At 73.6% G+C, this 26,049-nt stretch carries 23 protein-coding genes; 9 read left to right on the top strand and 14 right to left on the bottom strand.

Features of this window, described 5'->3' with window-relative positions:
- Positions 1–14 precede the first annotated feature (14 nt).
- The 3 genes from ACFVTF_RS22720 (at position 15) to ACFVTF_RS22710 (ending at position 1,881) form a co-directional block, all read left to right on the top strand.
- Positions 15–542 carry a hypothetical protein gene (locus ACFVTF_RS22720; protein WP_363621700.1) on the top strand — a complete coding sequence of 176 codons (528 nt, stop codon included), beginning with the start codon at positions 15–17 and terminating at the stop codon, positions 540–542.
- A 162-nt stretch (positions 543–704) separates the two neighbouring features.
- Positions 705–1,424 (top strand): response regulator, encoded by a 720-nt coding sequence (locus ACFVTF_RS22715; RefSeq protein ID WP_387815969.1) that lies wholly within the window; start codon positions 705–707, stop codon positions 1,422–1,424.
- 79 nt (positions 1,425–1,503) lie between these two features.
- Positions 1,504–1,881, top strand: a complete 378-nt coding sequence (locus tag ACFVTF_RS22710; protein ID WP_387815967.1) for a pyridoxamine 5'-phosphate oxidase family protein — start codon at positions 1,504–1,506, stop codon at positions 1,879–1,881.
- Here the strand turns inward: ACFVTF_RS22710 and ACFVTF_RS22705 are convergent.
- Positions 1,878–3,149 carry a hypothetical protein gene (locus ACFVTF_RS22705; RefSeq protein ID WP_387815965.1) on the bottom strand — a complete coding sequence of 424 codons (1,272 nt, stop codon included), beginning with the start codon at positions 3,147–3,149 and terminating at the stop codon, positions 1,878–1,880. The genes ACFVTF_RS22710 and ACFVTF_RS22705 overlap by 4 nt on opposite strands.
- A gap of 195 nt (positions 3,150–3,344) precedes the next feature.
- Here ACFVTF_RS22705 and paaI point away from each other — a divergent pair, with 195 nt between their 5' ends.
- Positions 3,345–3,755, top strand: coding sequence for a hydroxyphenylacetyl-CoA thioesterase PaaI (gene paaI / locus ACFVTF_RS22700; protein WP_371515760.1), 411 nt, complete (start codon positions 3,345–3,347; stop codon positions 3,753–3,755).
- 64 nt (positions 3,756–3,819) lie between these two features.
- Here paaI and ACFVTF_RS22695 read toward each other — a convergent pair whose 3' ends face one another.
- The 11 genes from ACFVTF_RS22695 to ACFVTF_RS22645 form a co-directional block, all read right to left on the bottom strand.
- Entirely contained in the window at positions 3,820–5,079 is a 1,260-nt protein-coding gene (locus tag ACFVTF_RS22695) for a phenylacetate--CoA ligase family protein (protein ID WP_387815964.1), read from the bottom strand.
- 18 nt (positions 5,080–5,097) lie between these two features.
- The gene (locus ACFVTF_RS22690) at positions 5,098–6,120 is read right to left on the bottom strand and encodes an SDR family NAD(P)-dependent oxidoreductase (protein ID WP_387815962.1); all 1,023 of its coding nucleotides are present in this window, start codon (positions 6,118–6,120) and stop codon (positions 5,098–5,100) included.
- Positions 6,117–7,511 carry an MFS transporter gene (locus ACFVTF_RS22685; RefSeq protein WP_387815960.1) on the bottom strand — a complete coding sequence of 465 codons (1,395 nt, stop codon included), beginning with the start codon at positions 7,509–7,511 and terminating at the stop codon, positions 6,117–6,119. The genes ACFVTF_RS22690 and ACFVTF_RS22685 overlap by 4 nt, the downstream gene beginning before the upstream one ends.
- Complete coding sequence (locus ACFVTF_RS22680) at positions 7,508–8,737, bottom strand: phenylacetate--CoA ligase family protein (protein WP_387815958.1); 1,230 nt, start codon at positions 8,735–8,737, stop codon at positions 7,508–7,510. The genes ACFVTF_RS22685 and ACFVTF_RS22680 overlap by 4 nt, the downstream gene beginning before the upstream one ends.
- Positions 8,734–9,867 (bottom strand): RimK family alpha-L-glutamate ligase, encoded by a 1,134-nt coding sequence (locus ACFVTF_RS22675; RefSeq protein WP_387815956.1) that lies wholly within the window; start codon positions 9,865–9,867, stop codon positions 8,734–8,736. Before ACFVTF_RS22675 ends, ACFVTF_RS22680 begins: the two co-directional genes overlap by 4 nt.
- Positions 9,864–11,249, bottom strand: coding sequence for a KamA family radical SAM protein (locus ACFVTF_RS22670; protein ID WP_387815954.1), 1,386 nt, complete (start codon positions 11,247–11,249; stop codon positions 9,864–9,866). Before ACFVTF_RS22670 ends, ACFVTF_RS22675 begins: the two co-directional genes overlap by 4 nt.
- Positions 11,250–11,255: 6 nt before the next feature.
- Positions 11,256–13,046: a class I adenylate-forming enzyme family protein gene (locus ACFVTF_RS22665; protein ID WP_387815952.1), complete on the bottom strand. Its 1,791-nt coding sequence runs from the start codon at positions 13,044–13,046 to the stop codon at positions 11,256–11,258.
- Positions 13,047–13,147: 101 nt separating this feature from the next.
- The gene (locus tag ACFVTF_RS22660; RefSeq protein ID WP_387815949.1) at positions 13,148–14,581 is read right to left on the bottom strand and encodes a flavin monoamine oxidase family protein; all 1,434 of its coding nucleotides are present in this window, start codon (positions 14,579–14,581) and stop codon (positions 13,148–13,150) included.
- Complete coding sequence (locus ACFVTF_RS22655; protein ID WP_063346173.1) at positions 14,578–14,820, bottom strand: phosphopantetheine-binding protein; 243 nt, start codon at positions 14,818–14,820, stop codon at positions 14,578–14,580. Before ACFVTF_RS22655 ends, ACFVTF_RS22660 begins: the two co-directional genes overlap by 4 nt.
- Positions 14,810–16,378: an amino acid adenylation domain-containing protein gene (locus ACFVTF_RS22650; protein WP_387815947.1), complete on the bottom strand. Its 1,569-nt coding sequence runs from the start codon at positions 16,376–16,378 to the stop codon at positions 14,810–14,812. Before ACFVTF_RS22650 ends, ACFVTF_RS22655 begins: the two co-directional genes overlap by 11 nt.
- A 212-nt stretch (positions 16,379–16,590) precedes the next feature.
- The gene (locus tag ACFVTF_RS22645; protein WP_371522544.1) at positions 16,591–18,288 is read right to left on the bottom strand and encodes a GAF domain-containing protein; all 1,698 of its coding nucleotides are present in this window, start codon (positions 18,286–18,288) and stop codon (positions 16,591–16,593) included.
- Between the two features lie 339 nt (positions 18,289–18,627).
- On the opposite strand from ACFVTF_RS22645, the gene ACFVTF_RS22640 reads away from it, so the two are divergent.
- Complete coding sequence (locus tag ACFVTF_RS22640; RefSeq protein WP_387815945.1) at positions 18,628–19,494, top strand: universal stress protein; 867 nt, start codon at positions 18,628–18,630, stop codon at positions 19,492–19,494.
- Between the two features lie 301 nt (positions 19,495–19,795).
- Here the strand turns inward: ACFVTF_RS22640 and ACFVTF_RS22635 are convergent, their stop codons facing one another.
- A complete protein-coding gene (locus ACFVTF_RS22635; protein ID WP_387815943.1) occupies positions 19,796–21,139 on the bottom strand; it encodes a tetratricopeptide repeat protein in 1,344 nt (447 codons plus the stop codon).
- Between the two features lie 216 nt (positions 21,140–21,355).
- Between ACFVTF_RS22635 and ACFVTF_RS22630 the strand changes: the two genes are divergently transcribed.
- From ACFVTF_RS22630 to ACFVTF_RS22620, 3 genes are read left to right on the top strand one after another with little or no spacing between them, the layout of a single operon-like run.
- Entirely contained in the window at positions 21,356–21,892 is a 537-nt protein-coding gene (locus ACFVTF_RS22630) for an ATP-binding protein (protein WP_387815941.1), read from the top strand.
- 53 nt (positions 21,893–21,945) lie between these two features.
- On the top strand, positions 21,946–22,629 hold the full coding sequence (locus tag ACFVTF_RS22625; protein WP_387815939.1) for a phytanoyl-CoA dioxygenase family protein: 684 nt from the start codon (positions 21,946–21,948) through the stop codon (positions 22,627–22,629).
- Between the two features lie 45 nt (positions 22,630–22,674).
- Positions 22,675–23,106, top strand: a complete 432-nt coding sequence (locus tag ACFVTF_RS22620) for a hypothetical protein (RefSeq protein ID WP_387815937.1) — start codon at positions 22,675–22,677, stop codon at positions 23,104–23,106.
- Positions 23,107–23,167: 61 nt separating this feature from the next.
- On the opposite strand, the gene ACFVTF_RS22615 is transcribed toward ACFVTF_RS22620, so the two are convergent.
- Complete coding sequence (locus ACFVTF_RS22615; protein WP_387815935.1) at positions 23,168–24,379, bottom strand: MFS transporter; 1,212 nt, start codon at positions 24,377–24,379, stop codon at positions 23,168–23,170.
- 425 nt (positions 24,380–24,804) lie between these two features.
- Between ACFVTF_RS22615 and ACFVTF_RS22610 the strand changes: the two genes are divergently transcribed.
- Entirely contained in the window at positions 24,805–25,677 is an 873-nt protein-coding gene (locus ACFVTF_RS22610) for a DUF4231 domain-containing protein (protein WP_387815933.1), read from the top strand.
- Positions 25,678–26,049 lie beyond the last annotated feature (372 nt).

Genomic DNA, 26,049 nt, shown 5'->3' with positions numbered 1-26,049 from the left:
GGAAGGCCGGCCCCATGACCCACACCGTCCTCGCCATCGGCACCGCCGCGCTCACCGCGAGCGGCTGCGTCTGGTACCTGCCCGCCATCGCCGACCTCCAGGCCGGCGCCGACCGGCCCCGCTCCACCCGCACGGCCGCGGCGGCCTGCGTCCTGTGGTGGGCCGCCCTCGCCATGGCCGGCGGGCTGCTGCTCGCCGTGCCCGACTGGCGGCCCGCCGCGCAGATCGCCCTCGCCGGGCTGGTCGGCGGCGTGGCGCTGCGGGTCCGCGCCCGGTGGGACCGGCGCGGGGAGCAGCACGAGGCCGCCGCCCGCTGGGCGGCCCTGGGCGCCCGGCCGGCGCCGCGCTCCGGCCGCCCCGCCGCCGTCACCCTCGCCGGGTGGCTGGTCGTCGGCGCCGCCGTCGCCTCGCTGGGGGCGGTGGCGATCCTGCTGTCGGACGAGGGCGCCGTCGGCTCCCGGGTGGTGCTCGCGGCGGTCAGCGGGGCCGGGGTGGCGCTGGCCTTCCTGCTGGCGGGCCTCGGCAGCGCGCGGCGGCGCTGACGGCCCCTCCGGTACGGGCGGCGCGGCTCCTGCGGGGGCCGCGCCGCCCGCGTGCTCGCCCGGAATGGGGTCGTTGGGCCCTGGGCCCTGCGGCGGCCGGCGGGTGATGATGCCCTGGGCCCTGCCGGGAGTGTGCGGGGGTGACGAAGGTGGAGCCGCGTGATGGCGACCAATACGGCGGGCGCCGGGGCACCGGCGCCGGTGCGGGTGTTCCTGCTGGACGACCACGAGGTGGTGCGCCGCGGGGTGCACGACCTGCTCGACGGCGAGCCCGATCTGGAGGTGGTCGGCGAGGCCGCCACCGCCGAGCAGGCGCTCGTCCGGGTGCCCGCGCTGCGGCCCGACGTGGCGGTGCTGGACGTCCGGCTGGGCGACGGCGACGGGGTGTCGGTCTGCCGTGAACTGCGCTCCCGGATGCCCGGCCTGGCCTGCCTGATGCTGACCTCCTTCGACGACGAGGAGGCGCTGCTGGACGCCGTCATGGCGGGCGCCGCCGGGTACGTGCTCAAGCAGATCAGCGGCACCGACCTGGTGGCCGCCGTACGGACCGTCGCCTCCGGTCGCTCGATGCTGGACCCGGGCGCCGCCACCCGGCTGCTCAACCGGCTGCGCAGCGACGCCGAGCCCGCGCAGCCCGTCACCACCGGGCCCGCGCTGACCGTGCGCGAGCAGGAGGTGCTGGCGCTGATCGGCGAGGGCCTGACCAACCGGCAGATCGGCGAACGGCTCTACCTCGCCGAGAAGACGGTGAAGAACCACGTGTCGCGGCTGCTCGCCAAGCTGGGGGTGGAGCGGCGGGTGCAGGCTGCGCTGATCTCCACCGAGCTGCGCCAGGCGGCCGCCGCCGCGCAGCCGGCGCACCTGCGCTCCCTCCGGGGCTGACGCGACGTCCGGGCCCGGGACCCCCGGCGGGACCATCGGCCCTCGCGGCGCCGCCACCGCCGGGGCGAGCATCGAGGGCATGAACGGTGATCACGACCTGCTCGAACTGGACCGGGAGCGGGCGCTGGAACTGCTGGCCAGGGCCGCGGTCGGCCGGGTGGTCTATACCATCCGCGCCCTCCCGGCGGTGCTGCCGGTGTCCTTCCGGCTCGACCTGTCGGACGGCGGCGGAGTGCTGCTCTCGGCCCCGGCCGGCTCCGAACTCGCCCGGGCCGTGGACGACGCCGTGATCGCCTTCGAGGCCGACGAGGTGGACGGCGTGGACGGCTCCGGCTGGTACGTGACCGTCCTCGGCCGCGCCCAGGTCGGCCCCGCCGCCGGCCGCGCCCCCGGGGCCGTACGGATCCGCATCCGCCCGGAACTCGTCGTCGGCCGGCGGCTGCCCCCCAGGACCTAGTGCGGATCGCCCTCGATGCGGCCCGCCAAGGCGCGGACGGTGGGCGGGAGTTGGCGCAGGCGCAGGGCGAGGACCGGGACGGCCAGGGCGAGGTAGACCCAGCTGAGCGCGACCCGGGCGGACTCGCCGGGAAGAGCGAACTGGACGGCGAACAGGGCGAACAGCAGCCCGGCCTTCCAGGGCAGGAACCGCAGGTCGAGCAGGAGCACCACGGCCAGGACGGTCTGCGCGGCGGTCAGCAGCACCTCGTCCACCTGGCGCTCGACCAGCGGGAGGGAGGCCGCGCCGCCGCCGGCCAGGTAGGCGAACGGGAGGCAGCCGATCAGCAGCGTCCACTGGTTGACCTTGCTGGAGAGCAGCGCGCCGAGGCCGTCGTCCCCGCGCAGCCGCCAGGCGAAGACGACCGCGACGATCAGCTCGGGCGCCTCGGAGGCGAGCGGGGCCAGCCACTGCACCAACAGGAAGCGGTCGATGCCGAGCGAGGCGCCGGCGTCGACCAGCGAGGTGGCGAAGGGCTCGGCGCAGGCGAAGATCACCCCGGCCGCGACCGCGAACACCAGGACGGTGGTCGCCCGGCGGCGCTGCCGCGGGAGGGCGGCCAACCGGGCCGGGACGCCGATGAGTTCCTCCTCGTCCTCCTCGCCGCAGCGGCTGACCCGGAAGAGGTAGTAGCCGTACCAGGCGATCAGGACGACCGCGAGCACCCAGGAGATCTGCCGGGTCAGCGGCATCACGAAGGCCACCAGGGCGGCGGCGCCGAGGAAGGCGGTGTCGATCCGGCGGTGCTCCCGCAGGGTGATCCCGGGGGCGGCGCCGCGCCGCCGGGCGGCGAAGTAGGAGGCGAGGGCGACCAGCGGCCAGCCGACGCCGACCAGCAGCCGGTTGGCGCCGGTCATGTTGGCGGCCGCGTAGGCGGCGTACTCGGGCCGGGTGCCGGCCGCGTACGCGAAGTAGAGGTCGACGGCGTACTCGGGCAGGACGGCGATGAACGCCAGCAGGGCCAGGGCGAGCGGGCCGGAGATGTCGGCCCGGGCGGTCTCCGCGGCCCACATCAGCAGGAGCGCCGCCGCCAGGACGCCGAGGCCGAAGACCACCATGCCCGGCACGGGCGCCAGGTGCACCCCGGCCAGCCGCAGCACCACGGAGGGCAGCGCGCCGGCCACGGCGGCCCCGATCCGCAGGGCCGTCACGGATCCGCTGGGCGGCTGCGCCGACGGGATCTCGGCGGGGCCCGGTGGGGTGGCGGTCGCGGGTGACTTCTGGGCCATCAGCCGTCCTTGCGCTCGGGGAACCTGAGCAGGCCAGGGCCTGTCCGGCGGATCTTGCCGGACAGACCCTAGGGTCGGCGGGCGGCGGGCTGGGCCGAACGGCGGGGCGGCGCGGCCGAGTTCCCCCGGACGGCGGCCGGGCGCCGTGCTCTAGGCTGGCCCGGGACGCCGTCGACGGAGGGAAATCAGGACGCCATGCTCGACCCCGGGACCGCCGCCCTCTACGCGCGGGACGAGACCTGCCGGCTGCTGGGCATCGCGCTGGACGAGGTGTCCGCCGGTCGCGCGGTGACGCGGATGACGGTGGCCGCGACGATGGTCAACGGCCACGGGACGGCGCACGGCGGCTTCCTGTTCCTGCTCGCCGACGCCGCGTTCGCGTTCGCCTGCAACAGCCACGGCCCGGTGACGGTCGCGCAGGCGGCGCAGGTCGTCTTCCTGGCCCCGGCGGCGGTCGGGGACGAACTGGTGGCGGAGGCGGTGGAGCGGTCGCGGGCCGGGCGCAGCGGGGTCTACGACGTGACGGTCCGGCGGGCGGACGGGAAGGTCATCGCCGAGTTCCGCGGGCAGAGCGTGGTGATCGGGGGCCGGCCGCAGACCGACTGAGCGCCCGGCCGCCCACCGCTGCCCGGCCCCTCAGCGCTGCCCGGCCCCCGCCGTCACCGCCCGGTCAGGACTGCGGACGCTCGTCCAGCACCTGCTGGAGCTTGCCGGTGCGCGGGTTGGTGACCAGTTCGGAGCGCGGCACCCACTCGACCGCGAGGTCGTGGATGCTGCCCAGCGCGACCTCGTCGGGGTAGAGCGGCCGGGCCGTGTACACGGCCTCGACGAGCCGGTCGGCGAGCTCGGGGGCCGGCCGCTGCCCGGTGTAGCCGAGGCGCAGGATCAGGCCGTCGCGCCCGGCCCAGCGGCGCTGCACGAGCTGCATGCCGGTGATGTGGCGCTCCGGGTCGGCGGCGAGCAGGACGGCCCGGATCTCCTCGGTGGGCATGGCGACGGTGCCGACCCGGGCGCCCTCGGTGGAGCGGCCGAGCAGGCGGAAGCGGCGGCAGCGGGCGTCGGTCCACTCGGCGCGGTCGCCGGTCGGGTAGCGCAGGATCGGCATCAGGGTGCGGAACAGGTTGGTGACGACGACCCGGCCGGGAGTGTGGGGCGTGGTGATCGTCCTGCCGGTGACGTCGTCGACGAGCTCCACCACCGTGCGGTGGGCGAAGGCCTCGTGCACCCGGACGTCGTCGCCGGGGACGGGCGAGCCGACCAGCCCGGCGTCGTTGGAGGCGTAGCCGACGGAGGCGACGGCGGCGTGGGGGAAGGCCCGGGCGAGGATCGGCCGCAGGTCGGCGAAGAGCAGGTCGCCGCCGAACAGCAGCAGTTCGACCCCGTCGGCCGTCTCCCCGCGCTGGACCAGGCACTCGGCGACGGCGCTGAGCTTCATCGGCTCGCCGGCCAGCACGTGGACGCCGAAGCCGGTGATGAGGTCGGCGATGTACGGGTCGGGGGCGGCGCCGCCGACGCCCAGGCGGACGTTGTCCACGGGGGCGTGGTGCAGGGCGCCCTCGATGTAGAGGAAGCCGCCGTAGAGTTCGCCGGCCGTGAACAGGTTGGCGACCCGGTGCCCGGGCCGCAGGCCGGCCCGGACGAGTCCGGCGCCGAAGGCGGTGACCGAGTCGGCGTGCTCGGTGCGGGTCCAGGGCGAGAACTTGGGGACGCCGGTGGTGCCGCCGGTCTTGTAGATGCCGGCGTCGCTCAGCGGGCCGGTCAGGACGCGGTTGTCGGGCCAGGTGTTGGCGGCCCAGAAGGCGGCCTGGTCGATGACGGGGAGCTGGTCGAGGCGGTCGGCGGCGGGGGGCAGGTCGCGGTACAGCTCGGCGTAGAACGGCGAGTTGGCGCGGGCGAAGGCGATCAGCTCGGCCAGGGGCTTGGCGGGCATGGTGGTCGGGTCCCTTGCTCAGGAGGAGGGTGCGGCGGGGAGTGCTTCGGTGGGTGCTTCGGGGGGTGCTTCGACTCGCGCGTCGGCGGGTGCTTCGGCTCGCGCTTCGAGGCGCGCTTCGGGCTGCCCGAGCCAGGACCGGGCGAGGGACTGGACGGCGGAGCCGTCCGGGTCGGCGAGCTTGGCGGCCAGGTAGTCGGCGGCCCACTGGTTGGCGGGCACCCGGAAGGGCGGCCGGTCGGCGAGCAGGGTCCGCACGACGACCTCGGCGACCTCCCGGGCGGGCTGGCCGGCCGACTCCCAGCCCTGGCCGCCGATCCAGTCCAGGTAGCCGGCGAAGGTGGGCGCGTACGGGCCGGAGGCGGCCTGGATGGTGCCGCGGTCGATGTCCGGGAAGACCCCGAACCGGGTGTCCGGGACGTAGCCGGGCACGACCACCGAGACCTGGACGCCGTGCGCCGCCGCGACCGGGGCGAGCGCCTCCAGGAACCCCTCGACGGCGAACTTGGCGGCGCAGTAGGCCTCGTTGAACGGCTGGCCGACCACGCCGTGCACGCTGCCGACGGCGACCAGGCGGCCTGCGGCGGCCCGCAGCAGCGGCAGCGCGGCCCGGCTGACCGCGGCCACCCCGAAGAAGTTGACCTCCAGGTTGGCCCGCAGCGCCGCGTCGGTGGACATCTCCAGGGTCGGGTCGGAGTTGGAGACGCCCGCGTTGTTGACCACGGCGTCCAGCCGCCCGTACGTCCGGGCCACGCCGTCCAGGCAGGCGGCGATCGAGCCGGGGTCGGTGACGTCGAGGCGGCGGACGTCCACGGTGACGCCGGCGGCCTCGGCGGCCCGCCGGAGCTCCCCGGCGCGGCCGGGTTCGCGCAGGGTGGCGACCGTGCGGTACCCGGCCCGGGCCGCCGCGACGGCGGTGGCGAGGCCGATGCCGGAGGACGTCCCGGTGATCAGCAGGACCTTGCCGTCGGCGCTCCCGGTCTTCGCGCCGCTCCCGCCACTCCCGCCACTCACGTCGCTCCCGGCCTTCGCGCCGCTCATGACGCGCTCTCCGCGAGTTCCCCGGGAGTGGCGGCCTCGCGCCCGGCGGCGTCCAGCAGCGGCTGGAGGCCGAGGGCGGGGAGGAAGGAGCAGGCGGCCAGCAGGGTGCCGCCCGCCATCACCGCCCGGGCCGCGTCCAGGATGCCCAGCGGGCCGGTGAGCAGGGTGACGGCCAGGCCGCCGACCAGCGCGGCGAGCGGGATCACGCCCCAGGTGACGGTCCGGAAGGCGGCGTGCATGACGCCCTGGTTGCGGGCGGTCATCCGGGCCTGCCGGGTGGGCGCGCTGCACACGTTGATGCACGACATGAAGAACCCGTAGCAGCCCATGGTCACCGCGATCACCGGTCCGGGCGGCAACGCGGGCGCGGCGAGCAGGCCGAGGCCGGCCAGGCAGTGCAGCAGCAGCGACCAGGCCATCGTCCGCCCCAGGCCGAACCGCCGGCTGAGCCGGGGGGCGACCAGGGCGCCGATCAGCGCGCCGAGCGCGGCCACCGACATGGCCGCGCCGAAGGCGCCGACCGTCACGCCCAGGCCCCGGTAGGCGAGGACGGGCAGGACGGTGACGAAGACCGGCCCGCCGCAGTTGAGCGTGACGGCTGCCAGCACCACCCGGCGCAGCACCGGGTCCGCCCAGTTGAGCCGGAAGCCGAGGGTCAGCCGCTCCCGGATCGAGCCGGGCTCGACCGTCCGCTCACCCCACGGGCTCATGTACCGGAAGCAGACGGCCGAGACCAGGTAGCTGGCCGCGTCGACCAGCAGGGCGGCCACCCCGAGCGCGCTGTACAGGGCGGCGGCGATGGAGGGGCCGGCGACCTCGGCGACCGAGCCGCTGCCCTCCAGCCGGGAGTACGCGCGGACCATGCCGTCCTCGGGCACCACGGCGGGGACGGCGACCAGGTAGCCGACGTTGAAGAAGATCGTCGCGCCGCTGATCACCGCCACGCAGCCGAACAGCAGCGGGGTGGACAGCACGTCGAGCCAGTACGCGAGCGGGATCGCCGCCACCGCCGCCAGCCGGACGAGGTCGCAGCCGAGCATGGTGCGGCGCTTGTCCCAGCGGTCGACCAGCACCCCGGCGACCGGCCCGAGCAGCGGGATGCCGAGGTACTGGGCCATCGCCACCACGCCGACCTGGAGGGCGGAGGCGTGCAGGACGAAGATCATCAGGGTAGGGACGACGAACACGGTGACCTTGTCGCCGACCAGGCTGACGGTCTGCCCGGCCCAGAACAGGTCGAAGCCCCGGCCCAGCGGCGCCGGCCGGACGGGCGCTGCCCCGTCTCCTGCTGGGTTGGAGGTCACGCCCTCGCCCTCGCCCGTCCGGTCGGAGGTCACGCCCTCGCCCGTCCGGTCGGACGCCACGTCCTCGTCCGCGCGGTCGGACTTCACGCACCCTCCCGCAGGACCAGCCCGGCGGTCTTGCCGGTGCGGCCGTTGCTGATCAGCTCCTCGACCGGCCGTACCCGGAAGGACTCCGGGTCGTGCTGGAAGGCGGTGCTGAGCGTGAAGGTGGCGGTGAACAGCTCCTTGCGCAGCCGCTCGGCGTCGGGCGCGGCGCCCGTCCCGCCGGTGAGCAGCAGGACCTCCACCCCGGTGGCCCGGCCGCGCTGTTCGGTCAGCACCACCTGCGCGCGGGCCACGCCCGGTTCGCGCTCGGCCCGGGCGATCAGCTCGGCCACGTCCAGTCCGAGGCCGCGGACCTGGACGACGCTGTCGCGCCGGCCCAGCACCCGCATCGCCGGGCCCGGGCGCCCGCACGGGCAGTCGGTCAACTCGCCCGCGTCGCCGGTGCGGTAGCGCAGCACCGGGTTGAGCATCTCGGGGTTGAGGGTGGTGAAGTCGAGCAGGCCGCCGGCGTCGGCGTGGACCAGCTGGTCGGGCAGCGGGTGGAAGGTGTCGGCCGGGCAGTCGGGGGTGTTGGTGGCCACCACCCAGGTCTCGGTGCTGCCGAACATGCCCCAGCGCCGCGCCTCGGGCGCCACCACGGCGAGGTCCTCGTCGAGTTGGGGCTGCCAGGCCTCGCCGAGCCACAACACCTTGCGCAGGGACGGGAGCCGGATGCCGGCGGCGCGGGCGTGTGCGAACCAGAGCCGCAGCACGCTGGGCGTCCCGCCGATGGCCGTCACCCGGCGCGCGGCCAGGAAGGCCAGCCAGTCGCCGTACTCCTCGGCGGCGACCGAGCCGAGCGCGATGATCCGGCAGCCGGAGAGGTCGGCGAGCGCGGCGGCGAGGAAGTGCGCGCCCCACATCCGGCCGGCGCCCCAGGCGTTGACGAAGACGTCCGTCCGGTCGAGCGGCTGCCAGTGGGCGTGCACGCCGGCCATGTAGAAGCCGGTGGGGGCGTAGCCGACCTGGGGGGCGCCGGTGCTGCCGCCGCTCTGGAACAGCCAGGTGGCGGCCTGGTCGGCGGCGGGCTCCAGGTGGGCGAGCGCGGTGTTGAGGTCGTCCTTCGCCAGGGGCGGCAGCGTGGCGAGCCGGTCGAGGGTGTGGACGTTGATGTGGCTGGCGTAGCGCGGGGCCAGGGCGGGGACGCTGCGCAGCCGCTCCAGGGTGCGCCGGGCCACGTGCAGGCGGGGCTCGGCGGCCTCGGGGGGCAGGGAGAAGGAGGCGGTCATCGGGAGTCCGTCCGGGGGTCGGGGGCTTGCCGGTGGGCGGGGTCGAGGGTGAGCGGGCGGGCGCCGTCCGCGAGCCACTTGGCGTGGCCGTCGCGGTAGGCGGCGAAGCGGGCGCGGGTGACGTCCCGTTGGAGGGTGCGGTCCGGGTCGGTGAGGTCGGGGGCGATCACGCCGTCCGGTTCCAGTTCGGAGAACCAGTACCGCTCGCCGTCGTACAGGAAGTCGACGCAGAAGAACGGGATCGGCAGCCGCTCGGCGAACCAGGCGGTGGCGGCGGCGAGTTCGGGCGGCACCGGTGGGAAATCCATGGCGCCGCCCCGGCTGGCGTTGGCGACCGGGGAGCCGGGCTCCGGGGTCCGCTTCATCACCGCGTACGGCTCGCCGTCGACGACGTACACCCGGTAGTCGATCGTGCCGTCGCCCAGGTAGGGCTGGACCACCAGCGTGGTGTCGCCGCCCTGGGCGAGGCTGGCCAGGCCCCGGACGTCCTCGGGGCCGCGGGCCAGGTTGATCCCGCCGCCGCCGCACCAGCCGGCGGGTTTGACGATCGCGGGGTAGGTCATGTTCCGCAGGCCCACCTCGTAGACGTGCTTGCTGATGTCCCGGCCGGTGCCGATCCGCACCGTCGGGATGGCCGGCACCGGGGAGCCGGCCAGGAACAGCAGGGTGGCCAGCTTGTCGTTGCCGATCAGCGAGACCTGCGGCGGGAACGGCAGGTAGAACCCGGCCTGTTCGAGCACCGCGTACAGCGCGTACTGGTTGAAGACGTCCATCGACTGGTACGGCAGCGAGTAGAGCGCGGTGATGAACAGGGTGTCCTCGGGGGTGACCGGCTCGTCGTCCACGTAGACCCGGGGGCGGCCGGGACCGGTGGCGTCCACCGTGACGGCCTCCGGGGCGTGCCTGGTCCAGCGCAGGCCGAGGTCGGCGGCGCTCTCGGCGTAGAGGTCCCAGAAGAAGCCGTGCCACATCGCGGCCATCCGGGAGGACTCCCGGTCGGGGAAGATCCAGCACAGGCGGCGCAGTTCGCCGTCCCGGGGAGGGCCGGGGCTCGGGTCGGGGCTCGGGGCTGGGCTCAGGTCGGGGCCCGGGGCTGGGCTCGGGCCGGGGCTCGGGTCGGGGGTGCTCATCGCGCTCCTCCTGCGGTGGACGGCTCGGACCACCAGCGGCGGCCGGTCTCCGGGAGGGTGTCCACCGGGTCGTAGTAGGGGTGGCGCCGGTCGAGCGGGGCGTCCTGGCCGCCGCCGCTCTCCAGGCCGGTGCGGTAGTTCTTGGTCCAGTACGAGATGCCGAGCTCGCGGTCGTAGGCCACCGCCTGGTGCACCCAGCGCTTGCCGACGTGCGGGACGTCGCAGACCAGGCGCGGGGTCGCGTAGCCGGGCAGGTAGCCCATGATCGCCTCCTGGAGGCGCTGCGCCTGGTGCAGCGGCGTCCGCCAGTGCTCGGCGCCCGGGATCACGTCGCAGAGGTAGAAGTAGTACGGCAGGATGTTCGCCTCGCCCTGGAGGGCGAAGCAGAGGTCGAGCAGGTCCTCGGGGGTGTCGTTGACGCCCCGCATCAGCACGCCCTGGTTGCGGACGTCCCGCACGCCCGCGTCCAGCAGGGCCCGGGCCGCCTCGGCGACCAGCGGGGTGATCGAGCGCACGTGGTTGGCGTGGGTGTGCACGGCCAGGTTGACCGCGCGGCGGGCGGCCAGTTCGGCGACCCGGGCCAGCCCGTCCAGCAGCCGCGGTTGCAGCCAGTGCTGGGGCAGGCCGACCACGGCCTTGCTGGCCAGCCGGATGTCCCGGACGGTGCCGAGGTCCAGCAGCCGCAGCAGGAAGGACTCCAGCCGGGGCCAGGGGACGTTGGCGAGGTCGCCGCCGGACAGCACCACGTCGCGCACGGCGGGGGTGCGCTTGAGGTAGTCGAGCATCTGCTCCTGCCGGTCGGCGGGGCGCAGCAGCAGCCGGGTCTTGGCCACCTGGGGCGTCGAGGTGCCGACCAGGTCCATCCGGGTGCACTGCCCGCAGTACTGCGGGCAGGTGGCGGTCAACTCGGCCAGCACCTTGGTGGGGTAACGGTGCGTCAGGCCCTCGACTGCCCACATGTCCGCCTCGTGCAGCGAGTCCCGCTCGGCCCGGGGGTGGCTGGGCCAGTGCGGGTGCCGGTCGGTGCGCACCGGCAGCATGTAGCGGCGCACCGGGTCGGCCAGGAACGCCTCGGTGAAGGCCTGCGGGTCGGCCGGGGCGTCCGGGGCCATGGTGTTCAGCAGCTGCGGCGGCAGCAGCATCGGCATGGTGGCGAACCCGGCCTGGTCGGCGGCGAGTTCGCGGTAGAAGTGGTCGGTGAGCCGGTCGCCGACGACGGCCCGCAGCTGCCGGGCGGTCTTCACCGAGTGGGCCCGCTGCCACTGGGCGTCGCGCCACTGCGCCTCGGTGACGCGGCGCCAGCCCGGCAGCCGCCGCCAGTCCGGCTCGACCAGTGCCGTCCGCGCGTACGTGTACGGCTGGCGGATCACGGGGTGGTCCATGGCCGGCTACTGGCCGGCAGAGGGGGCGGTGGAGGGGCCGGTGGAGGGGTCGGCTTGTGGGCCGGTTCGGAGCTCGGCCCGGGTGTCGGCTCGGGTGTCGGCGAAGAGCCCCGCGAAGCGGGTGCGCAGCTCGCGCTTGAGCACCTTGCCGGTCGGCCCGAGCGGGAAGTCCTGCGGTGTGCGGGCGATCCGGACGGCGGCGAGCGCGGCCAGCCCGGCCGCGGCCAGCGCCTTGTTCGCCGCGTCCTGCACCTCCTCGGCGCCGGCCCCGGCGGCCCCGGCCTGCAACCGGACGACGGCGACCGGCCGTTGGCCTTCGCCGGGCCCCCCGGGAACGCCGACCACCGAGCAGTCCTGCACCAGGTCGGCGCAGTCGGCGAGCAGCACCTCCTCGATCGGCAGGCTGTAGACCGGGCCGTCGGCGGTGTCGATGACGTCCACCGTGCGGTCGAGGTGGTAGAAGCGGCCGTCGGGTGAGCGGCGGGCGACGTCGCCGGTGAGCCAGTAGCCGGCCAGCTCGAAGCTCTCGGTGAGCCGCCGGTCGTGCCAGTAGCCCGGGGTCCGGGAGGGGCTGACCACGCCGAGCAACCCGACCGTGCCGTCCGGGAGTTCGGTGCCGTCCTGGTCGAGCACGGCGGCCTTCAGGACCACCTCCAGCGGCCTGCCGACGCAGCGGTCGTCGCGGGCGCTCTCCGGGGTGGTCACCTGGCCGAAGAGCGCCATGCCCATCTCGGAGGAGCCCAGGCCGTCGACGAACTGCGAACCGGGCAGCGCGGGTTGGTCGGCCCGGTCCTGCGGCAGCAGCCAGGGGCGGATCAGCCCGGCCGGCCGCTCGCCGAGCGTCACCAGACGGCGGATGTGCCCGTGGTGCGCGCTGTCGCCGGTGTTGAACCAGGAGTGCACCCGGGCCGCGCCGCGGACCGGGAGGTCGCCGGTGGCCAGCTCGACGAAGGTCCGGGGGAAGGAGGCGACCATGGTCGGCTGGAAGGCCTCCATCACCGGCTCGACGACGGCGCGCCGCCAGTCGGACATCACCACGGTGGGCAGGCCGAGCAGGGTCGCGGTGAGGAAGTAGCTGAGCCCGCCGGCGTGGGTGTGCGGCATCAGCGACATCAGCCGGTCGTACGGCTCGGCGGGGAAGCGCTCCATCCGCGGCTGCTTGCCGTCCCAGAACTGGCGGTGCGCCAGCATCGTCGACTTGGGGGTGCCGGTGGTGCCGGAGGAGTGGATCAGCGCCACCACGTCGTCCGGGGCGTGCCGGTACGGGTGGCCGGCGGGCAGTTCGACGGCGTCGGCGTCGAAGGCCTGCACCTCGGCGGCCAGGGCGAGGAAGCGCGGGCGGCGGCCCGGGTCCTCGCGGTAGGCGGCAGCGAGCCGGGTGGGGTCGTCGGCGACCACGCCGACCACGCCGACGTGGTCCAGGTAGCGGACCAGCACGTCGTGCCGCATCGCGTCGTTGACCAGCGCGGGGACGGCGCCCAGCGAGGTCAGCGCGAGGAAGTGCAGCAGCGGTTCCAGGCCCTCGCCGACCACGATGCCCACCGGCTCGCCGGGGCGCACCCCGTTGGCGTGGTACCAGGCGGCGTACCGGTCGCGCAGCGCGGCCAGGTCGAGCAGGCTGTGGCCGCGCAGCACCACCTCGCCGCGGTGGTCGGTGCGGTGGGTGAAGACGGACGGGACGGCACGGTGCGGGTTGGCCGCGAGGGCGTGGTCGAGGAAGTTGCCCGCGCCCAGGTCGGGTTCGGTCATCAGCTGCTGTCTGGCGGCGAGGGGCGCGATGGAACTGCGGTCGCTCATGGGGGTCTCCCGAAGGGGGGCCGGGCGCGGATTCTCGTGGAACCGGCACCGGTGAGGGGAAAGGCCGGGGAAGGACGGGGCGCGGGCGTCAGGCGCGGGTTTCAGACGCGGGCGAGGATGTCGGCGACGACCCGGTGGCCGGAGCGGATCGCGCCCTCCATCAGCCCGAAGTACGCGGTGCTGGTCTCGGTGCCGGCCCAGTGCACCCGGTGGTGCGGCGCGGTCAGCGCCGGGCCGAGCCGCGGCCAGTCGCCGGGCCCCAGCAGGGCGGCGTAACAGCCCTGGCTGTACGGGTCGTTGAGCCAGTCTGTGACATGGCAGGCGGTCGGCTCGGGGAGCATCGGGAAGAGCTGCGCGGCCTGCCCGACGGCCGCGGCGCGTTGCTGCTGCGGGGTGAGGGCGGCGAAGCGGTGCGCCTCGGCGCCGGTGACGAATCCGGTCAGGACGCCGATGCCGGCCTCGGCGGGGGAGTCGTCCACGGTGGAGAGCAGTGGCCCCCGGGCGTTGACCGACCAGCCGGACAGGCCGTGGTCGCGCCACAGCGGCGCCGGGTAGACCAGGTGGACCTTGACCGCGCAGCCGCGCGCGGTGCGCTCGCCGGCCCGGCGCACCGGCAGGCCGGGCCGGTAGTCGATCGCGTCGGCGAGCAGTGGCGGCAGCGCCATGACGGCGACGTCCGCGCGGTGTTCGCCGCGATCGGTGTGCACGGTGACGGCGTCGGCGTCCTGGTGGACGGTTCGGACCGGCTCGCCCAGCCGTACCCGGTCGCCCAGGCGCTCGGCCAGCCGCTCGCACACCTGGTGGGCGCCGCCGGAGATCCGGTCCTGCTGGGCACCGCCGGCGAAGGCGTTGAGGTAGCGCAGGCCGCCGCCGGAGCGCAGGTAGAAGGCGAGGTGGAGGACGGAGATGTCGGCCGGGTCGGCGGCCGTCATCTCGCCCAGGAACAGCGGGAAGAACAGCCGGGCGTCGGGGTGGGTGAGGTGCTGCTCGGCCCACTCGGCGGCGGTGAGGGCGTCCAGGCGTTCGGCGTCCGGGGTGAGCCAGGGCGCCTCCGGCCGTACGGCGGCGGTGAGTTCGGACAGCCGGTCGAACAGGTCGCCGAGCGCGACGCCGTCGAGCGGCGGGAACCGGCCGTCGCGGGTCGTGGCGCCGGCGCTGCTTTCGTTGCCGCTGCCGAGCGCGAAGCGGCTGGCGCCGGACATCGTGGTGGGGGTGGTCTTGAGCCCCAACTCATCCATCATGGAAAGGAGTTCGGTGTGCCGGTCGCCGAGGTAGGCGGCTCCGGCGTCGACCAGGACACCGGGGGCGGCCTCGATGCCGTGGGTGCGCCCGCCGACCCGGTCCCGGGCCTCCAGGACGGTCACGTCGAAGCCGTGCGCCGCCAGCCCGGTGGCGGTGGTGAGCCCGGCCAGTCCGGCGCCGACCACGACGGCGGTTCCTCCGGGCCGATGTGCGTCGAACTGCCGGCCGTCGAGCTGCCGGCCGTCGAGCTGCCGGCCGTTGAACGGGTGGTCGTTGAACGGGTGGTCGTTCATCTCGCGGCCGTGATTCTGCGCGCGAGCGCGGTGGGGGTGGGCGCGAGCAGGAACTCGTCGAAGGTGAGCTCGACGGCGTAGCCGCGCGCGACGGCGCTCAGCACCCGGGTGGCGATCAGCGAGTCGCCGCCGAGGTCGAAGAAGTCGGAGTCGGGCGCCACGTCGTCGCGTTCCAGCACGCGCCGGAAGACGGCCACCAGGTCCTGCGGGGTGGCGGGGGTGGTGAGGTCAGTGCTCAACGGAGGTCTCCTTCGACCTGTCGTGGGCGCCGTAGCGCAGGTGGCAGCCGGCCCGGTCGACCTTGCCGCTGGGGGTGTGCACGAGCCGGGGGACGACGGTGATCCGCCCGGGCACGAGGTGGCCGGGCACCCGGGCCCGCAGGTAGGACAGCAGGTCGCCGGCCAGGTCCGGCGGGGAGGTGTGCCGCCGCGCCACGACGTACGCGAGCAGCGCGGTGCGGCCGGCCAGGGCGGCGCCGGTGACGGCGGCGGCGCTCACCTCGGGGTGTCCGGTGAGGTGCGCCTCGACCTCCGCCGGGTCCACCCGGACGCCGCGCACCTTCAATTCGCCGTCCAGGCGGCCCCGGTGGGTGAGCAGGCCGTCCGGGCCGCGGCTCACCCGGTCGCCGGTGCGGAAGTACCGCTCGCCGTCGACGGTGGTGAACCGGGCCGCCGTGGCCTCGGGCAGGCCGGGGTAGCCGAGCGCGAGGCCCGGCCCGCCGATCAGCAACTCGCCCTGTTCGCCGAGGCGTTCGACGACGTGCGGCAGGGCGTGGCCGATCGGTGCGCGGGCGGCCGGTGTGCGGTCGGCGCCGGGCCCGACCGGTTCGCGGGCGAGCGGTCCGGACAGGTCGACGGCGTGGGTGATCTGGGTGGTCTCGGTGCAGCCGTAGGTGTTCAACAGCCGGATCCGCCCGGTGTCCAGCCGGGCCCAGTCGTCCAGCCGGGCCGGTTGGACGGCCTCCCCGCCGATCACCAGCAGCCTGACGCAGGGCGGCAGTTCGGCCCGGTCGTCGACCAGGTGGTGGACGAGTTCGTGCCAGAAGGCGGTCGGCAGGTCCAGGACGGTGATCCGCTCGCGCTCGACCATCCGCAGGAAGCGCGGGAACGACCCGCAGTGCGCGTCGGGGTCGAGGACGAGGGTGGCGCCCGCGGTGAGTGCCGGGAGGATCTCCTCGAAGCAGGTGTCCCAGTTGAGCGAGGCGAACTGGAGCACCCGGTCCTGGGGGGTGAGGTGGAAGAGGTCGCGCAGTGCGTGGGCCGTGGCCGCGACGGCCCGGCGGGGAGTGGCGACGGGTTTCGGCTGCCCGGTCGAACCCGACGTGAAGAGAATGTAGGCCGGATGTTCCGGGCCGCTTGCGGCGCGGTCCGCCGGAAGGGTTCCGGGCGGTTCTCCGGGGAATTCCGAGAGGTCTGGTAACTCCACTAATCGAGCGTCGAGTTGGTGGTCCGCGACGGCTTCGCCGAGTATCGCCGTGCGGCAGTTCGCGGCCGTCGCCATGGCGTGTCGACGGGCCGCCGGGAATGCCGGATCGATCGGGCAGTACACGCCCCCGGCGGTCAGCACGCCGAGAAGTGCGACCACCGTTTCGGCCGTGTGGACGGCCGGCACGCAGACCGTGCCGGGGTCCGGTCCCAGGCGCCTGGCCAGGGTGTTCGCCAGCTCTGCGAGCCGGCCGTAGTCGAGGGTGCGCCCCCGCCGGACGATCGCGGGGTGCCGGGGATTGCGGCGTGCCATTTCCGTGAACGCGTGGATCAGGTCGGGAACGACCTGGAGGGTGTCCTGATTAATTGACATGGCCGCCCCAAATGATGCTGTCGAATGCTCATCCGTGCTCGGCGAACGGCGACTCTACCGTCGAACATGCGTGGCGACAATGGATGTTGAGAGCGTTCTTCGAGGGGGGCGTGCTCGACCTGTGAACCCGCCCGAGCACGTTCGGTCGTTCGAGTAGGGACGGCGTGTGCAAGGGCGCGGAGCGGCGTGGGCGAAGGCCCGGTGACGGCACGTCAGGAGCTGAGCGGGGCCTCCCAGGAGAGCCGGGCGCCGCCGCCCTCGGCGGGCCCCACCGTGAAGGCGCCGCCCACCCGCTCGGCCCGCTCGGCGAGGTTGCGCAGCCCGCTGCGCCGGCCGCCCTCGGGCACGCCCACCCCGTCGTCGGCCACCACCAGGGCCACCCGCCCGGCGAGCGCCCGCAGCGTCACCTCCACCCGGCCCGCCCGCGCGTGCCGGGCGGCGTTGCTGAGCGCCTCGCCGAGGACGGCCACCACGTGGTCGGCCAGTTCCTGCGGCACGTCGGTGTCCAGCAGGCCCTCCATGCTCAGCCGGGGCGCGAAGCCGAGCGTCCCCTGCGCCTCGGCGACGACGCGGGTGGCCCGGGCACGCAGGCCCCGGTCGGGCTCGCTGTGGGCGCGCAGCCCGAAGATCGTCGACCGGATGATCTTGATGGTCTCGTCCAGGTCCGCCACCGCGCGGGCGACCCGGTCGGCGGCGGCCGGGCTGTCGATCAGCCGGCCCGCGCTCTGCAACGTCATCCCGGTCGCGAACAGCCGCTGGATCGCCAGGTCGTGCAGGTCCCGGGCGATCCGGTCGCGGTCCTCCAGCAGCGTCAGCTGCTCGGCGTCGCGCCGCCGCTCGGCCAGCTCCAGGGCCAGCGCCGCCTGGTCCGCGAAGCCCAGCAGCGGCCCGGTCTCGTCCGGCCCGAAGGCCGGCTGCCCGGCCGCGCGGGCCAGCAGCAGCACGCCCCGCCCGTACCCCGCCCCGGTGCCCAGCGGCACCGCGACCGCCGGGCCCAGCCCGTCGAAGCGCCCCGCCGGGCCCGCCGGATAGCGGGCGTCGCAGGCCAGGTCGTCGCTGGTCACCGGCGAACCGGAGGCGTACGCGGCGCCCGACAGCGTGCCGTCCACCGGCACCGTCACCCCCAGCCGCGCGGCCGGCGCGCCGCCCAGCGCGACCTCCACCGTCAGCTCCTCCGCCCGCTCCTGCGGACCGTCCAGCGCCACCGAGACGTCGGCCAGCTCCGCGCCGGCGATCTCCCCGGCCCGGCGGGCGATCAGCTCCACCACCTCCAGCCGGGGCGCGCCCGACAGCAGGCTGCGGCTGATCTCCGCGCTGGCCCGCAGCCAACGCTGGCGCAGCTGCGCCTCCTCGTACAGCCGGGCGTTGTCGATCGCCACCCCGGCCGCGACCGCCAGGGTGGAGATCACCGCCTCGTCGTCGGTGTCGAAGTCCAGCCCGCCGCGCTTGTCGGTGAGGTACAGGTTCCCGAACACCTCGCCGTGCACCCGCACCGGCACCCCGAGGAAGGTGTGCATCGGCGGATGGTTCGGCGGGAAGCCCGCCGAGGCCGGGTGCTCGGACAGCACCGGGCAGCGCAGCGGCTGCGGGTCGCGGATCAACTCGCCGAGGATGCCCCGGCCGGACGGCGGCGGGCCGATCTCGGCGATCTCCTCCTCGGACAGGCCCACCGTCAGGAACTGCGACAGCGAGTGCCCGTCCGGGCCGATCACTCCGAGCGCGGCGTAGCGGGCGTCCACCAGGTCGGCGGCGGCCTCGACGATCCGGTGCAGCGCCTGGGCGAGGTCCAGCTCCCGGCCGACCGCGAGCACCGCCTCCAGCAGGTTGTGCACCCGGTTCTGGGTGCCGCGCGCCGCGTCGATCCGCCACTGGAGCTCCTCCAGCAGCTCGTCCAGGCGCAGCCGGGGCATCCGCGCGCCGCCGACCGCCGCGCTGCCGTCCGCTCCGCCCACCGCTGTCCTCCTCGTACTCGCCCTGGCCCGTCCTCCACCCGCCGCCGGAGGGCGCCAGGTGCCGCCCGATCAGGGCGATTGCCGGATTCACGGTAGTGCCCGGGTGTCGGCACCCCGCACGCCGGGGTGCGCCGTACGCTCCCACGGGCGGGCCTTTCGTCCCGTCGCCGAGGGGCCTGCGGCCTCTGTCGCGAGGCCCTGGCGGACCGCCAGGGTGGGGGAGGAGCGGACGGGCCGTCAGTGCGCGCACCGTCCCCGCGCCGCCCCGCCAAGCGCCGACACAGTGGAGGAACCCTCATGACGCCATCCGTCCTGGCCGGGGTCGACGGCTCGCCGGAGAGCACCACCGCCGCCCTCTGGGCCGCCGACGAGGCGGTGCTCCGGGATGCCCCGCTGCGCCTGGTGCACGCCTGGCCGTGGCTGACCGACGGCGTGGCCACCTTCGCCGAGCCCGACGACCTGCCGGCCGCCGCGCAGCGGGTCCTGGCCTCGGCCGCCGACGCGATCCGCGAGCGCCACCCCGACCTGGTGGTGCACACCGACGCCGTCCTGGACGCGCCGGTGGACGGCCTGGTCGCCGCGGCCGAGGACGCCGCCCTCCTGGTGCTCGGCTCGCGCGGCCTCGGCGGCTTCACCGGGCTGCTGCTCGGCTCGGTCGGCATGGCCGCGGCCGCCCGCAGCACGGTGCCGGTGGTCGTGGTGCGCGAGCCGGGCTCGCCCGACGGGGCCGGCGACGACGGGCCCGAGGTGCTGGTCGGCGTCGACGCGCACGCCCCGGAGGAGGAGGTGCTCGCCTTCGCCTTCCAGGAGGCCGCCCTGCGCGGCGCCCGGGTGCGGGCCGTGCACGGCTGGGACCTCCCGCCGGTCTTCGGCTACGCCGGCGGGGCCGTGCCGCCCACCGAGATCGCCCAACTGGAGGCGCTGGAGGCCAAGCTGCTCACCCTCGCCCTGGCCGGCCAGCGCGAGCGGCACCCGGACACCGTGGTGATCGAGGACGTCCGGCTCGGCGCCGCCCGCGGCCTGGTCGAAGCCTCCGCCGGCGCCGCCCTCCTGGTCGTCGGCCGCCGCCACCGCTCCCTCGACTTCGGCCCCCGCCTCGGCCGCGTCGCCCACGCGGCCCTGCACCACGCCCAGTCCCCGGTCGCCGTCATCCCCCACCCCTGATCAACGGAACGATCGCGAAGGCGCGTACACCGTCACCGTGACTGGTTTTCACACGCGCGCCGCCTCCCGGAGGGGGCGCGCGTGCGTCCAATCGTGGGGTAAAGCGCCAACGTGCCCCGACCCGTTCCTAATCGGAGCACGTTGGCGCCTATGACGGCCCTGCCGCCCGCTGCACGCACCTGCTCTCGCTCAGGAGCGCGAGGGCAGGCACAAGCCAGGCCCTGGCGGGGACGTCACTGAGGTGTCGTGATGCCAGCTCCAACCACAGCCAGGACGACGACCGTGAGGTCTTCTTCGGGGATCAAGTCCGGTGGGGGATGATCGGTCGGGCGCGTTCGAGAAGATCGCGGACGTGGGGGTTGCGCCGGTGCGGTTGGGTTGCGGAGAGCATGGTGCGGATGCGGTCGTCGGCTCGGCCGGACTGGACGTGGGGGAAGTCGTCCAGGGCGAGGTTCCAGTTCTGGACGGCTTCCTCCAGTCGGCCGGCTCCGAGCTGCCATTCGGCGAGCATTGCGCGGTGACGGACACGGGCCCGGCGGTACACGGCGGGTCGGACCTTCTCGGAGTGCTGGAGTGCGCGGATTGCGCCTTCGCGGTCACCGAGTTCGTAGTTGACCTGGGCGACGTGGTACGAGAGGGAGGCCGGGTCGTAGGAGCCGTGGGCTTTGGCCTTGGACTCGGCCTGTTCCATGGCGACTTCGGCCGAACGGAGCATGGCGACCGCACCAGCACGGTCACCGGCCTGGGCGAGGGCGTGGGCCTGCTGTCCGGCGAGGAAGGCGCGCATCCGTGGTCCGGCCTCGGGTGATGCGGCAGCGGCGGCGTTCGCGTACCGCAACGCGGTTGCTCCGTGGCCGAGTTCGACCGCTTGGACGCTCATTCCGCGCAGGGTGGTGCAGTAGGTGAGGTGGTCACCGGCGGCGAGGGCGAGCTCCAGCGCTTTGGTGTAGTAGGCCTGGCCGAGCAGGTCGAGGCGTTCGTCCACGGCCATGTAGCCGGTCAGGTAGAGGTGGTCGGCGGCGGCGGACAGCATCGCCTTGCGGGCCTCGTCGTCGGCGGTGGCCTTGAGGTGTGGGGCGATGTTGTTGACCATGAACGCGGCGGCCATCGGGCGGGCGGTCCGGCCGCCGAACTGGTCGTCCAGCTCACTGATGCGCTCGGTCATGGCGATCACGGCCTCGACCTCGGCCATGCCGATCCGGGTGTGTGGATCCGCCTTCAGCCGCTCGAATCGCCCGATGACGTCCGGCCAGCCTGGAATGGTGAGGGCGACCGAGTACAGGCCCGCCCCGAGTACGCCCCTGCGCGATGGGTCCATGTCCATGCTCCCGAGGTCGATCAGTCCCGCCACCGTATCCCCGGACTGGGTCTGAACGTCAGGTCGATCGGCGAAGCCCGCCTCGAATGCGGTGACCGGCCGCCCCAGGCGGCGGGCCAGGGCCTCCAGGACCACTTTCTGGTACTTGGCCATGGGACGGGTGCCCGAGAGCCAGTGCGAGACGGCCGACTCGTCGTACCTCAGCTTGTAACCGGCCTCGGTTCCGGCCCGGTTGACCGCTCGGGCGAACTCGCCGTTGCTCGCCCACCGACATTCTGCGACCAGTGTCGCGAGCTTGCCGTTGGGTGTCCGTTCGCGTGCTGCCATTGCCGCCCCCGGGCCGGGTTTCAAGGGTTTCAGGCATCCGGGGTGTCTCTACCGTGTTCACGCCGAGCGCACACCTGTTGACTTATTGTCAGGCCAAGCGAGAGCCCCACGAACCGGGGCTGCTTCGGCTCCACGATCGGCGGCACCGCCCACCTGCTCGTCCATTCCCAGGTGGCCGGTACCGCTCTCCAGGCCAGTGCCGAAGGGTGCCCCACCGTGGTCGTGCACTCCCATGTCTTCTTCCTGACCAGAGATCCGGTCTCCGCGCCCGTCGCCCGTCGCAAGGTGAGGAGCCGCGTCGCCAGCTGGGGCGTCCTGCTCGACGAGGACACCCGGCTCGCGTTGGACACGGTCACCTCCGAGCTGGTGACCAACGCCGTCCGGCATTCCGACCGACCGATGCTCGCTGTCGCCGTCTACGTGAGCGTCCCGCTGCGGCGGGCCCTGGTCGAGGTCTACGACGGCTCGATCACACTTCCCCGGCGACGCCAGGCCGGCACGGACGCGGAGAGCGGCCGGGGGCTGGAACTGGTCGAGTGCCTGGCCCTGGCGCACGGCGCGGAGCGGACCGAACAGGGCAAACGCGTCTGGGCGGAGTTGGCCCTGCCCGAACAGCCGATGACCAGGCGACAGCTCCTCGCCGGGCCGCGACGAGCGGTCCAGGCAGCCTTGAACGCGCTTCCGCGTCCCGGGCGGTCCCCGATGCGGCCGCCGTTCGCGCCCGGCAGTACCCGCCCTCGCACCGCCGACTGAACCGGCCCCGTCCGCACCGCCCAGGGAAACCCGCTCCGAAGGGGTCAGATCTGATGACCAGTACAGGCGGGATCCTCGGCCCCCGGGGATTCCGCACCGGCATCGAGTGGTCCGCCCCCTCGGCCGCCCGCGCACGCGCCGCCCAGCTCGTCGCCGAACACCGCACCCGCCGCCAGGAGATCATCCGCAACCCCCATCTGGACACCGAGTGGGCCCGCGCGGCCGTCCGGGCCCCACAGCTGCTGGCCGCCGTCCGGGAAGCCATCGGCCAGGACATCGCGGTGGAGAACACGTTCCTCGTGGTGAAGTGGCCCGGCCGCGCATTCGAGATCCCCTGGCACCAGGACGGCATCGATGCCCGCCTCGAACTGGACCCCGACCGGTCCGTCTCCGCCTGGCTGGCCATCAGCGACGCCGCCCTCGACAACGGCTGCCTGCACGCCGTGGTCGGCTCGCACCAGTTCGGCTACCTGCCGTTCTCCTCCGAGGCCGAGCACGGTGCCGAACGCGGCCGTGCCGACCAGGCGACCGGCTTCACCGCCGACGCCTCGACCGTATTGCCCCTGCCTGCCGGGTCCGCCCTGCTCATGGACAGCCGCCTGCTGCACCGCTCCGGCACCAACACCAGCAACGGCGCCCGCGTCGGCCTGAACGTCCGCTACGCCGCCCCCGGCGGCATCCGCCGCCGCGACCCCCAGAGCCCCAGCCCCGACCCGATCAGCGGGACGGGCTGGTAGCCACCGCCCAAGGGAGCAACACCCCACCGAGAGGAGCACAACGCCGTGACCATCCTCGAAGAGATCGCCACCCGCGAGGACCTGGTGACCCGGGTCCGCGTCCTGACCGGGGAGGACGTCGACGCGGCCCGCCGTGCCGACAAGACCTCGATCGCCAAGTCCGACTGCACCTACTACTGCCCCGACGCGGCCACCGCCGAGCGGTGCATCCAGTCCCTGCGCGAGTCCGACGAGCGCCTGCGCAACCGCCCCGAGGAGCTCATGCTCTGGGACTGGCAGTGCACCTACTGGGAGGCCGAGCCCGGCAACCCCAACGGCGGCGGCACCGTCCTCCTCGGCGTCGCCTGGTACGACCGGGCGTTCTTCGACGACCGGCGCGACGCCTGGTTCGGCGCCATGCACCAGCGGATCTACAAGGACCTCGGCATCCCGCTGGAGGACATCACCGTCACCCACTGGCAGCTGATCACCAGCTGACCCGAGCACCACCAGCACACCGGCCGGGCCCCGCACCGCAGGGCCCGGCCCACGCCTGGACTCAGTCGCGGGCCGCCAACTCCGGCACCGGCTCGACCTCCGGCACCGGCCGACGCCCCCGTGCCAGGCCCAGCACCAGCACGGCACCCGCCACACCGACCACCACCACCGCCAGACCGCCCACCAGGAACGCGGCCCTCGGACCGCTGGCGGCAAGCCCGGGGACGAACAGCATCGAGACCGTCCCGCAGGTGCGGATCACGGTCAGGTCCACCGTCAGCAGCCGCCTGCGAGCGGCCGGAGGGAACAGCGCGAAGTGCGTCGACAACGCAATCTGCAAGAACGGCGACACCGCCCCGGAAAGCACGGACAGCGCCAGCAGCACCGGCAGCGACCCGGCCAGCCCGGTGGCCGCCAGCACCAGCCCCGACACCGCCCACACCCCGCAGTACACCGCCGTCAGTGGCGCCGGCAGCCGCACGTTCCCGGCCACCAGATTCCCGGCCAGGGCCCCGGCGCCGGTGCAGGCCAGCACCGCCGCGTAGGCTGAGGCCCCGGCGCCGAGTCGGGCTGCCAGCAGGGCGGGCATCGCCAGCGACACCGCCCCGGCGAAGATCCCGATCCCGTGCACCGCCAGCACCACCCCGGTATCCGGATGGGTCCGCACCAACGACCAGATCCCCGGCTGCACCCCGGCCGCCTGCGGCCCGGCCTGCGGGTCGGCCCCGGTCGGCCGGACGCGGCCGCCCAGCAGCACCAGGGCGAGCGCCGAGACGGCGAACGTCGCCGCGTCCACCCAGAACAGCCCGGCCAGCGGCATCACCGCCAGCAGCAGCCCAGCCGCCCCGGGACCGGCGATCCGGGCGATCCGACCGGTCAGGTCCATCAGCCCGCTGACGGCCTGGACCTCGCCCAGCCTCACCAGGTCCGGCACCATCGCGCCGAGGTTCGGATCGAACAGGGCCCCCCCGACACCCAGCAGTGCGGCCGAGGCGATCAACCCCACGGCTCCGAACTCGGCCCACGCCCAGGGCAGCGCGGCCACCAGGACCAGCCGTACGGCGTCCACCACCGCGAGCGCTCGCAGTGATGCGAACCGGTCCATCACCCGGCGGCCCACCGTGCCCAGCACGATGTACGGCAACGACTCGGCGACAGCCACCAGCCCCATCGCCCCGGCACCCGCGTGCTCCCACGCCATCCACATCACGGCCATCGCGTACAGCCGGTCACCGAACACCGACGCCGTCTGCGCCCCCCACAGCAGATGCACAGGCCCACGACGCAGCAACCGCACGTACCGCATGATCCACTCCGCCCCAGGAAGCACGAAGTCCCGGCAGCGAACCGCTACCGGGAACTCCCCACACCCTAGGGCAACTTGAGGTCCACCCGGAGCAGGCACCCCGAGCGCGGCACCCCGACACCGGCGGCCATATCCCTCGCTCGGCCCCGACTCCGGCAGGCTGTCCGGCGCACCGGCCCCGCTGATCGGGCTAGCCATGCCTAAAGAATATTTTTACCTGCCAGGGCCTCATTTAATTCACATCGAATCGAACATGTCAGCGACCCCCGCAGTTGATTTCGATATATTCTCTTGAAGTTTACCGCCCATGAATCCACTCTTGTTTGTCAATGATCCGTGCCCTATCCTTCAGTGGATCCAGTGAGGCAAGATAGGGGTCTATGGTGGCGAGTGTGGGCGCTCCCAGGGATGGGCAAGATTTGCTCGAATATCGGCCGAGTTTGACGCCAGAGCAGGAGTGTCGCGCTCAGGAGGACTACCGGAGGACGGTCAAGGAGTTCGACCAGCTAGAGGTCGATATTCGGGAGGCTCGCACCTTTCAGCGGATCTTCTGGCTGAGCATGCTCGGCGCGATGGCGTTGACCTTCCTGCTGGGCTACACCGTGATCATCGGACTCTGGAATACGCAGCTACTGTTCGTGCGATATGTGGGACTGGCGATCGTAAGCGCCCTGTGGGTCGCTATGGGCCGGCTCCTGCGGACCAACCGTCAGAAGATCGCCACCAAGTCCGGCGATCTGCGTAATGCGCTGCAGGATCGCCAGACCGCCGCAGCCCAGCTTCCACTGGATTCCCCTTCTGCCCTGCGAATCTACCGCGAAGCGTCGCTGGAGATCATCGATCAGTACCGGAAGGGCGCTAACAAGAACCGCCGGGTCCACAACTTCTTTCAGGTGATCATCATCACCGGGTCAATCGTGACGTCATCCCTCGCTGCAATGAACGACGGAAGCAGTGTCACGTTGAGGTTCGGAACTGCCTTCCTTAGCGGCTTTGTGGGAATTTCGGCAGGTGTGACCGGGTACTTCAAGTTCCGGGAGCGCGGCTACAACCTGCAGTCGACTGCTGACGAGATCGAGAAGCACTACAACGCTTCACAGTTCATGCTCGATGAATATGCCGGAAGCGACCCGAGCAACCCTCTCCCCGAGGGTGATCGACTGCGAATGTTTGCTCGATTTGTCGAGCGCCTGAAAGAGGAGCAGCGGAAACGGGAGCTGCAGCTTGAGCAATCCAGCTCCGCGAGCGAGGAGCACGCCAGCTGATGAGATCAAGGTGCACAGTGGGATGGCAGGAATTACGTCTCCTGCTCTCGCCGATCCAACACTGGCGCACCCGCCGGTTAATGAGGGCCCATGGCTCAATTTCGTACACGACTGCCTGGTGCGTGGTGGAGCTGGCTCGATCCCCCTCTGAGCTTCCGTACGTCCACGATGTCGCCGCCCGGATGAAGGCACTGGGCATGCCGACGCCAGGAATCACTCTAGAACCTTGGGGCTGCTTAGACCCGGTCGAGCAGCGCCGCCGCCTCGCGTGGTTGGAGCGTCATGGGGCGACCCCACTTGCTGCTATGGGAGTGACGCGCGGGGCAGTGGAACAGGCAAAACTTCATGTTGTGGAATGGGGCCTGCCCGCCG

This window comes from Kitasatospora sp. NPDC057940 (assembly GCF_042887425.1).
In the GTDB taxonomy this organism is placed as follows: domain Bacteria; phylum Actinomycetota; class Actinomycetes; order Streptomycetales; family Streptomycetaceae; genus Kitasatospora.
Note: the sequence above shows the minus strand (reverse complement) of the source record. Positions and strands in the feature narration are given on the sequence as shown.